The sequence below is a fragment of the Kitasatospora sp. NPDC056651 genome, from assembly GCF_042792155.1.
Lineage (GTDB): Bacteria > Actinomycetota > Actinomycetes > Streptomycetales > Streptomycetaceae > Kitasatospora.
On sequence record NZ_JBHTWX010000075.1, the window covers coordinates 1 to 10736 of the forward strand.

Consider the following 10736-nt stretch of genomic DNA (forward strand, 5'->3'; position numbering starts at 1 on the left):
GGCTCCTTCGGGAGACGGGCGGGTCGGTGGACCTCGGTGTCGGTGGACCTCGGTGTCGGTGGGCCCCGGTGTCGGTGGGCCCCGGAGGCGGTGGGCCCCGGAGGCGGTGAACCCGGGGCCGGTGGACCCAGGGGTGGGAACCGGGGGTGGTGGACCCAGGGGTGGGAACCGGGGGTGGTGAGCCGAGGGGGCGGTGCCGACGGCACCGCCCTCCGGCTCGCGGGGCCCGGCCGGTGCGATCCGCCGGCCGGGCCCCGGTCCTGCTAGTCGAACTTGCCGAGCTCGCCGTCCAGGAGGTCGAAGAGCTCGTCGGCGGTCGCCGTGTCCAGCTCCGGACCGCTCGGCCCGGCCGGCTCCTGGTGCGCGTCCCCGGCCCACTTGGCGGTCAGGGCCCGCAGTCGCAGGGCCACCCGGGAGCGCTGCTCCTCGTCGACCGAGCCGGCCGCGGCCGCCTCCAGCAGGGACTCCAGCCGGATCACCTCGGCCTCGACGTCCGGCGCGCCGTCCACGTCCCCGACCAGTTCGTCGAAGAGGTGGTCGGCGATGGCCGCCGGGGTCGGGTAGTCGAAGGTGAGGGTGGAGGACAGCCGCAGACCGGTGTCGGTGCCGATCCGGTTGCGCAGCTCCAGCGCGGACAGCGAGTCCACACCGAGCTCGCCGAACCCGCGCTCCGGGTCCACCGACTCGGCGCCCGGGTGTCCGAGCACCCCGGCGACGTGGCCGCGCACGGTGTCCAGCAGCAGCTGCCGGCTCTCCGCCGCGGGGAGCGCCGCGAGCCGCTCGGGCAGCGGGGTGAGCCGCGGCTCGCCGGCCGCGGCCGGCCCCGCCTGGGCGGTGCGGCGCGCCGGGGTCCGGGCGGCCAGCGCGCGGACCATCGGGGGCGCCTGCTCGGTCGGCCGGACGCTCATCGGCAGCAGCAGCGGCTGCTCCGAGCCCAGCGCCCGGTCGAAGAGCGCGAGCGCCCGGTCGACCGACAGCGGCTCGATGCCGTCCCGGGAGAGCCGGCGCAGCTCCGCCTCGCCGAGCGAGCCGGCCATCCCGGAGCCGGTGTCCCACAGGCCCCAGCCGAGCGAGAGCGCGGGCAGGCCCGCCGAGCGCCGCTGGGCGGCCAGGGCGTCCAGGAAGGCGTTGGCCGCGGCGTAGTTGCCCTGCCCGGCGGCCCCGAGGGTGGCCGCGGCCGAGGAGAACAGGACGAACGCCCTGAGGTCCAGGCCGGCGGTCAGCTCGTGCAGGTTCCAGGCCGCGTCCGCCTTGGGCCGCAGCACCGCGTCCAGGCGCTCGTCGGTGAGCGCCGAGACCAGGGCGTCGTCCAGGACGCCGGCGGCGTGCACCACGGCGGTGAGCGGGTGCTCGGCCGGGACGGCGGCGAGCAGCTCGGCCGTCGCCGTACGGTCGGCGGCGTCGCAGGCGGCCACCGTCACGGTGGCGCCCAGCTCGGCCAGGTCCGCCAGCTCCTGCGGCAGGACGCCGGTGCGGCTGGTCAGCAGCAGGTGCCGGACGCCGTGCTCGCGCACCAGGTGCCGGGCGAGCAGGCGGCCGAGGCTGCCGGTGCCACCGGTGATCAGCACGGTGCCCTCCGGGTCCAGCGCGACGCCCTCGGCGGCCGCGGTCCCGGCCAGCCTCGGGACGTACGCCCGGCCGGCCCGCAGCGCCAGCTCCGGTTCGCCGGTGGCCACCGCCGCCGCCAGGGCGGCTTCGGAGGCGGGGTCCTCGTCGAGGTCGACCAGGACCAGCCGGTCCGGGTGCTCGACGGCCGCCGCCCGCACCAGGCCCCAGACGCCGGCCTGCGCGAGGTCAGGCGCGCCGTCCACGGCGACCGCGCCCCGGGTGACGACCACCAGCGGCGCACCGCCCTCGGCGAGGCCGTCGGCGAGGCGTTCCTGGAGGACCGCCAGGGCGCGGTACCCGGCCTGGGCGGCCCGGGCCGGAGCGTGCGCGTCGCCGTCGACGGTGATGGCGACGGTCTCCGGCTCGGCGCTCGCACCGTCCGGGAGCGACGCCAACGCCAGCTCCTCCCACCGCAGTTCGTACAGGTCGCCGGAGGCGGGCGCGGCCGAGGCGGCGTTCAGCTGCTCGGCGGTCACCTGCCGGATGCGCAGCGCCGACACCTCGGCGACCGGTGCGCCGGCGCCGTCGAAGAGCCGGATGCCCAGCTGCTCGGTGCTCTGCGGGGTGAGCCGCAGCCGCAGGGCCGAGGCGCCCGCCGCGTACAGCGTCACGCCCTCCCAGGAGAACGGCAGGGTCATCACCGTCGGGTCCTGGCCGTCGAGCAGGTCGATGGCGTGCAGCGCGGAGTCCAGCAGCGCGGGGTGCAGGCCGAAGCCGGCCGGCTCGGCCTCCTCGGGCAGGGCGAGTTCGGCGTAGACCTCCTCGCCCAGCCGCCAGGCGGCGCGCAGGCAGCGGAACAGCGGCCCGTAGCCGTAGCCCTGGTCGGCGAGGCGGTCGTAGCTGCCGTCGAGGTCGACGGGCACGGCGCCGGCCGGCGGCCACTCCGCGAGCGCGTCGGGCTCCGGCGCGTCCGACGGGGCCAGGACGCCGGTGGCGTGCCGGGACCAGGCGGTGCCGCCCTCCTCGGGGCGGGCGTGCACGGTGACCGGGCGGCGCCCGGCGTCGTCGGCGGCGCCGGCGACCACCTGGAGCTGGATCCCGCCCTGGGCGGGCAGCACCAGCGGCCGCTCGATGGCCAGTTCCTCGACCAGGGCGGTGCCCATCCGGTCGCCCGCCTGGACCGCCAGCTCCACGAAGGCGCTGCCGGGCAGCAGCACCACGCCGGCGACGGCGTGGTCGGCCAGCCAGGGGTGGGTGCTCAGCGAGAGGCGTCCGGTCAGCGCGACGGTGTCGCCGTCCGCCAGCCGCAGTTCGGCGCCGAGCAGCGGGTGCCCGGCCGCGGCCTGGCCGAATCCGGCCGCCTCGCGCGGCCCGGACGGGCCGTCGTCCAGCCAGAGCCGGCGGCGCTGGAAGGCGTACGTCGGCAGGTCGATGCGGCGGACCGCCGTACCGTCGTGCAGCCGCGCCCAGTCGATCGGGACGCCGCGCACCTGGAGCGCCCCCAGCGCGGTGGCCAGGGCGACGGGCTCGTCCTTGTCCCGGCGCAGCACGGAGACCAGCGCCGAGCGCTCGGGGTCGGCCAGGCAGTGGGTGCCCATGGTGGAGAGCACCGCGTCGGGGCCCAGTTCCAGGAAGGTGCGGACCTGCTCGGCCTCCAGGGTGCGGATGCCGTCGGCGAAGCGGACGGCCTCGCGCACGTGGCGCACCCAGTACTCGGGCGAGGTCAGCTCCTCGGTGGTGGCCCGCTCGCCGGTCAGGGTGGAGACGATCGGCACCGTCGGCGCGGCGAACGCGAGGCCGCGCGCGACCTCGGCGAACTCCGCCAGCATCGGGTCCATCAGCGGCGAGTGGAAGGCGTGGCTGACGGCCAGGCGCTTGGTCCGGCGGTGGGTGAAGGCGGCCTCCACGGCGGCCACCGCCTCCTCGGTCCCGGACACCACGACGGCGTTCGGCCCGTTGACGGCGGCGATGCCGACGGCCTCCCCGAGGTGCGGCAGCACCTCCTCCTCGGCGGCGTCGACGGCCAGCATCGCGCCGCCGGCGGGCAGCGCCTGCATCAGCCGGCCGCGCGCGGCGACCAGCCGGGCGGCGTCCGTCAGCGACAGCACCCCGGCGACGTGCGCGGCCGCGATCTCACCGATGGAGTGCCCGGCCAGGAAGTCCGGCCGGATGCCCCAGGACTCCAGCAGCCGGAAGAGCGCGACCTCCAGGGCGAACAGGGCGGCCTGGGTGGTGGCGGTCCGGTTCAGCGGCTCGGCTTCGGTGCCGAAGACCAGGTCCTTGAGCCCGTCGTCAAAGTGGCCGCAGACCTCGTCGAAGGCCTGCCGGAACGTATCGAACTCCTGGTACAACTCGCGTCCCATGCCGGGGCGTTGGGCGCCCTGGCCGGTGAACAGGAAGGCCAGTTTGCCGGCCACCGGCTTGCCGCGCAGCACCCCGGGCGCCGGCTCGCCGGACGCCAGCGCGGCCAGTGCGGCGGCGAGTTCGTCCCGGTCGCGGGCGACCAGCGCGGCCCGGTGGCCGAGTTCGGAGCGGCCGGTGGCCAGCGAGTAGGCGAGGTCGGCGATCGGCGCGTCCACCAGGGCGGTCAGCTTGGCCGCCTGGGCCGAGAGCGCCTCCGGGGTGGCCCCGGAGAGCAGGACGGGCAGCAGCGCGGGCTCGGTGCCGGCGGGCTCGGCGGCCTCCTCGGGGACGGCCTCGATGATGGTGTGGGCGTTGGTGCCGCTGATCCCGAAGGAGGAGATGCCGGCCCGGCGCGGGCGCTCGGTCTGCGGCCACTCCCGGGCCTCGGTGAGCAGCTTGACCTCGCCGGCCGTCCAGTCGACCTTGCCGGAGGGCTCGTCCACGTGCAGGGTCCTGGGCAGCACGCCGTGGCGCATCGCCTGCACCATCTTGATCACGCCCGCCACACCGGCGGCGGCCTGGGTGTGCCCGATGTTGGACTTGATCGAGCCCAGCCACAGCGGCCGGTCGGCCGGGCGGTCCTGGCCGTAGGTGGCCAGCAGCGCCTGCGCCTCGATCGGGTCGCCCAGCGTGGTGCCGGTGCCGTGCGCCTCCACCACGTCGACGTCGCCGGTGGACAGCCCGGCACTGGCCAGCGCCTGCCGGATCACCCGCTGCTGCGAGGGCCCGTTGGGGGCCGTCAGCCCGTTGGAGGCGCCGTCCTGGTTGACGGCGGAGCCGCGGATGACGGCCAGCACCTCGTGCCCGTTGCGCCGGGCGTCGGACAGCCGCTCCAGCAGCAGCATGCCCGCGCCCTCGGAGAGCGTGGTGCCGTCCGCGCCGTCGGCGAAGGACTTCGCCCGGCCGTCGGCGGCGAGATTGCGCTGCCTGCTGAAGTCCACGAACGTGTCGACGGTGGACATCACCGAGACGCCGCCGGCCAGGGCGAGGGTGCACTCGCCGCCGCGCAGTGCCTGGGCGGCCAGGTGCAGGGCCACCAGCGAGGAGGAGCAGGCGGTGTCCACCGAGAGGGTCGGGCCCTCCAGGCCGAGGGTGTAGGCGACCCGGCCCGAGGCCACGCTGCCGAGGCTGCCGTTGCCCAGGTAGTCCCGCACGTCCTCCGGCGCGTTGCTGAGCCGGCTGCCGTAGTCGTGGTACATCACGCCGGCGAACACGCCGGTGGCGCTGCCCCGCACCGAGTGCGGGTCGATCCCGGCGCGCTCCAGCGCCTCCCAGGAGGTCTCCAGCAGCAGGCGCTGCTGCGGGTCCATCGCGATCGCCTCGCGCGGCGAGATGCCGAAGAAGTCCGGCTCGAAGTCGGCGGCGTCGTACAGGAATCCGCCTTCGCGGGAGTACGTCCGGCCGGCCTTGCCCGGCTCCGGGTCGTACAGCCCCTCGATGTCCCAGCCGCGGTCCTCCGGGAACGCGGAGATGCCGTCGACGCCGTCCGCCAGCAGCTGCCACAGCTCCTCGGGGGTGCTGACCCCGCCGGGGAAGCGGCAGGCCATCGCCACGATCGCGATCGGCTCGTCGTCGGCCGACCGGGCGTCGTCGGCGGCGGCGGCCTGGTCCGGCTCGTCGGCGCCGAACAGCTCGGTGCCCAGGTGGCCGACCAGGGCGGCCGGGTCCGGGTAGTCGAAGACCAGGGTGGCCGGCAGCCGCAGCCCGACCGCCTGGCCGAGCCGGTTGCGCAGCTCCACCGCGGTCAGCGAGTCGAAGCCCCACTCCCGGAAGGCCCGGCGCGGGTCGAGCACCATGTCGGAGTCGTGGCCGAGCACGGCGGCGACATGGGTGCGGACCAGCTCGAACAGGGCCGCGTCGCGCTCCGCCCGGCCGAGGGCGGCCAGCCGGTCCAGCGCGCTGCCCGGGGCCGAGGCCGCGGCCGCGGCGGTGCGCCGGGCGGCCGGGCGCAGCAGGCCGCGCAGCACCGGGGAGGAGGTGCCCGCCGAGCGCAGCGCGGGCAGGTCCAGGCCGATCGGCACCAGCAGCGCCCGGTCCCCCGCCAGTGCGAGGTCGAGCAGGGCCAGGCCCTCGTCGGTGGTGATCGGGCGCACCCCGGAGCGGGCCATCCGCTCCACGTCCGCCTCGCTGAGGTGGGCGGTCATCCCGGTGCGCTGCTCCCAGAAGCCCCAGGCCAGCGAGAGGCCGGGCAGGCCGAGCGCGTGGCGGTGGGCGGCCAGGCCGTCCAGGAAGGCGTTGGCCGCGGCGTAGCCGGACTGGCCGGCGCCGTCCACGGTGCCGGCGGCCGAGGAGAAGAGCACGAACGCCGTGAGGTCGAGGCCGGCGGTCAGCTCGTGCAGGTGCCAGGCCGCGTCCGCCTTGGGGCGCAGGACGGCGTCCAGCCGCTCGTCGGTGAGCGCGGTGACCAGGCCGTCGTCGAGCGCGCCGGCCAGGTGCAGCACGGCGGTCAGCGGGCGGTCGGCGGGGATGTCGGCGAGCAGCGCGGCGAGCTGCTCGCGGTCGGAGGCGTCGCACTTGGCGACGGTGATCTCCGCGTCCAGGTCGGCGAAGTCGTCCTGGGCGACGCCGCTGCGCCCGGCCAGCAGCAGGTGGCGCGCGCCGTGCTCGGCCACCAGGTGCCGGGCCACCAGCGCGCCGAGCACGCCGGTGCCACCGGTGATCAGGACGGTGCCCTCGGCGTCGAGCGGGCTGCCGGCGCCCTGGGGGGCGCTCCGGGCCAGCCGGGGGACGTGCACCTTGCCGTCGCGGACGGCGAGTTGGGGCTCGGCCGAGGCGGCGGCGGCCGCCAGGGCCTGCTCCACGGTGGTGTCCTGGTCGGCGTCGACCAGGACGAACTGCTCGGGGTTCTCGCCCTGGGCGGCGCGGACCAGGCCCCAGACGGCGGCCGCGGCGAGGTCCCGGACGCCCTCGGCGCCCACCGCCACCGCTCCCCTGGTGAGCACCACCAGGCGGGAGGCGGCGGCCTGCTCGCTGTCCAGCCACTGCCGCAGGGTCTCCAGCACCTCGGCGCAGGCGGCCCGGACGCCGGTGACCGGGTCCTCGTCCCGGCTCACCGGCAGGACCACGAACGCCGGTACGGTCGCCAGTTCGGCCAGGCCGCCCTCGCCGAGCAGCGCGTACGCGGGGACCGGACCGTCCGCCGCGACGACCGGCCAGTCGAGCCGGAACAGGGCGTCGGCGCGGCCGGCCGCGCCGAGCGCGGCGGGGTCGACCGCCCGGGTGGTCAGCGCGTCCACCGAGGCCACCGGGGAGCCGGTGGTGTCGGCGAGCTGGATGGTCAGGGCGTCGGTGCCGGTGATCCGCAGGCGCAGGGCCCTGGCCCCGGAGGCGTACAGCGAGACGCCGTTCCAGGCGAAGGGCAGTCGGGCCTGCTCCGGCTCCTGGTCGCCGCCGAGTCCGGCGGCGTGCAGGGCGGCGTCGAAGAGCGCCGGGTGCAGCGCGAACCGGCCTTCCTCCAGCGGGAGTTCGACCTCGGCGAAGACCTCGTCGGCGCGCCGCCAGGCGGCCTTGAGGCCCTGGAAGGCGGGGCCGTAGTGGTAGCCCTGGGCGGCCAGTGCCTCGTACACGCCGTCCACCGGGACGGCCTGGGCGCCGGCCGGGGGCCAGGCCGCCAGGTCGAAGCCGGCCTCGGCGGTGTCCGGCTCCAGCAGGCCGCTGGCGTGCCGGGTCCAGTCGCCCTCGTCGCCCTCGGGGCGCGAGTGCACGGTCAGCGGGCGCCGGCCCGAGTCGTCCGACTCGCCGACGTGCAGCTGGAGTTGGACGGCGCCGCGCTCGGGCAGCAGCAGCGGCACCTCCATGGTCAGTTCGGCCACCCGGCCGCAGCCGACCTCGTCGCCGGCCTTGACGGCCAGTTCCACGAACGCGGTGCCCGGCAGCAGGACCGTGCCGCCCACCGCGTGGTCGGCGAGCCAGGGCGCGGTGGCGGTGGCGAGCCGGCCGGTGAAGAGCATGCCGCCGCCGTCGGCGACCGCGACCGAGGCGCCGAGCAGCGGGTGCCCGGCGGCGACCAGCCCGGCCGCCGTCACGTCGCCCACCGCCTGGGAGCCGCCGAGCCAGAACCGCTCGCGCTGGAAGGCGTAGGTGGGCAGGTCCACCTTGCGCACCGGCGTCCCGGCGAAGACCGCCGCCCAGTCGAGGGCGACGCCCTGCACGTGCGCCTCGGCCAGCGAGGTCAGGAAGCGCTCCGGGCCGCCCTCGTCGCGGCGCAGCGAGCCGATCCCGGCGACCTCGGCGTCCAGCGCCTCCGCCGTCTCCGCGACGCTGTTCAGCAGCACCGGGTGCGGGCTGCACTCGACGAAGACGCCGTAGCCGCTGTCGAGCAGCAGCCGGGTGGTGCCCTCGAAGAGCACGCTCTGGCGCAGGTTGGTGTACCAGTAGTCGGCGTCCAGGCCCGCGGTGTCGAACAGCGTGCCGGTCACCGTGGAGTAGAACGGCACCTCGGCGGAGCGCGGGCTCAGCCCGGCGAGCTCCTTGAGCAGCCGCTCGCGGATCGTCTCCACCTGGGCCGAGTGCGAGGCGTAGTCCACCGGCAGGCGCTTGGCCCGCACGCCGTCGGCGCGCAGCGCGACCTGCAGCTCGTCCAGGGCGTCGGGGTCGCCGGAGACGACCACCGAGGCCGCGCCGTTGACGGCGGCCACCGAGAGCCGCCCCTGGTACGCGGCGAGCCGCTCACCGACCTGCTCCGCGGCCAGCGCGACCGACATCATGCCGCCGCGCGCGGACAGGTCGTCCGCGATGGCCAGGCTGCGCAGGGCCGCGACCTTGGCGCCGTCGGCCAGCGAGAGCGCGCCGGCCACGCAGGCGGCCGCGATCTCGCCCTGGGAGTGCCCGATGACGGCGGCCGGGCGCACCCCGTAGGAGCGCCACAGCTCGGCCAGCGAGACCATGACCGCCCAGAGCGCGGGCTGCACCACGTCGACCCGGTCCAGCGAGCCGGCGTCGCGGATGACCTCCAGCAGGTCCCAGTCCGTGTGCGGGGCCAGCGCCTGGGCGCACTCGGCCATCCGGGCGGCGAACACCGGTGAGGATTCCAGCAGTTCGGCCGCCATGCCGATCCACTGGGAGCCCTGGCCGGGGAAGACGAAGGCGATCCGGGACTCGTTCTGGCGCCCGCCGCGCACCACGCCCGCCGCGGCGCGCCCGGCGGCCAGCTCGGTGAGTCCGGCGGCCAGCGCGGCGCGGTCCGCGCCGATCACCACGGCGCGCTCGCCGAGCGCGGCGCGGGAGGTGGCGAGGGTCCAGGCGAGGTCGGGCAGCGGGGCGCTGTCCAGGTGGTCGAGCAGCCGCCGCGCCTGGGCGGCGAGGCCCTGCTCGCCCTTGCCGGAGAGCACCAGCGGGAGCGGTCCGGCCACGTCGGCGGCCCGCTGCGGCGCCTCGGGCTCGGACACGCCCTCCAGGATCACGTGGGCGTTGGTGCCGCTGATGCCGAAGGAGGAGACCGCGGCGCGCCGGACCTCGACGCCCGCGGGCCATTCCCTGGCCTCGGTGAGCAGCTCGACCGCGCCCTCGGTCCAGTCCACCTGCGGGGTGGGCTCGTTGACGTGCAGCGTCTTCGGCATCCGGCCGTGGCGCATCGCCATCACGAGCTTGATCACCCCGGCGACGCCGGCGGCGGCCTGGGTGTGGCCGATGTTCGACTTGATCGAGCCGAGCCGGAGCGGCTCGCCGTCGGCGCGCTCCTGCCCGTAGGTCGCGAGCAGCGCCTGCGCCTCGATCGGGTCGCCGAGCGGGGTGCCGGTGCCGTGCGCCTCGACCAGGTGCACCTGGTCGGCGGTGAGCCTGGCGTTGGCCAGCGCCTGGCGGATCACCCGCTGCTGGGACGGCCCGTTGGGGGCGGTCAGCCCGTTGGAGGCGCCGTCCTGGTTGATCGCGCTGCCGCGGACCACGGCGAGCACCCGGTGCCCGTTGCGCTCGGCGTCCGACAGGCGCTCCAGCAGCACCATGCCGACGCCCTCGCCCCAGCCGGTGCCGTCCGCCGAGGCGGCGAAGGACTTGCAGCGGCCGTCCAGCGAGAGCCCGCGCTGGCGGCTGAAGTCCACGAAGGTGTCCGGGGTGGACATCACGGTGACGCCGCCGGCCAGCGCGTAGGCGCACTCGCCGGTGCGCAGTGCCTGGACCGCCAGGTGCAGCGCGACCAGCGAGGAGGAGCAGGCGGTGTCCACGGTGACGGCGGGCCCCTCCAGGCCCAGCGTGTAGGAGACCCGGCCCGAGGCGACGCTGCCCAGGTTGCCGTTGCCGAGGTAGCCCTCGACGCCCTCGGGCACCTCGGCCAGCCAGCTGCCGTAGTCGTGGTACATCACCCCGGCGAAGATGCCGGTGCGGCTGCCGCGCAGGGTGTGCGGGTCGATGTTGGCCCGCTCGAACGCCTCCCAGGAGACCTCCAGCAGCAGGCGCTGCTGGGGGTCCATGGCGATCGCCTCGCGCGGCGAGATGCCGAAGAAGGCGGCGTCGAAGCGCGGCGCGTCGTAGAGGAAGCCGCCCTCGCGGACGTGGGTCTTGCCCGGGGCGTCCGGGTCCGGGTCGTACAGCCCCTCGACGTCCCAGTCGCGGTCGGCGGGGAAGTCCCCCACCGCGTCCACGCCCTGGTCGACCAGCTGCCACAGCTGCTCGGGCGAGCTGACGCCGCCCGGGTAGCGGCAGCTCATCGCCACGATGGCGATCGGCTCGTGCGTCGCCGCCTCGATCCGCGTGTTCTGCTGGCGCAGCCGTTCGTTCTCCAGCAACGACTCGCGCAGCGCCTCGACTATCTGCTCGACGGATGTATCCACGGTCGGTGTCGCTCCCTG

1 protein-coding gene is annotated in these 10736 nt (G+C 76.4%); it reads right to left on the reverse strand.

Going from position 1 to position 10736, the window contains the following annotated elements:
* Nucleotides 1-263: 263 nt before the first annotated feature.
* Entirely contained in the window at nt 264-10718 is a 10455-nt protein-coding gene (locus tag ACFRAR_RS26025; RefSeq protein ID WP_380700603.1) for an SDR family NAD(P)-dependent oxidoreductase, read from the reverse strand.
* Between the last annotated feature and the right edge of the window lie 18 nt (nt 10719-10736).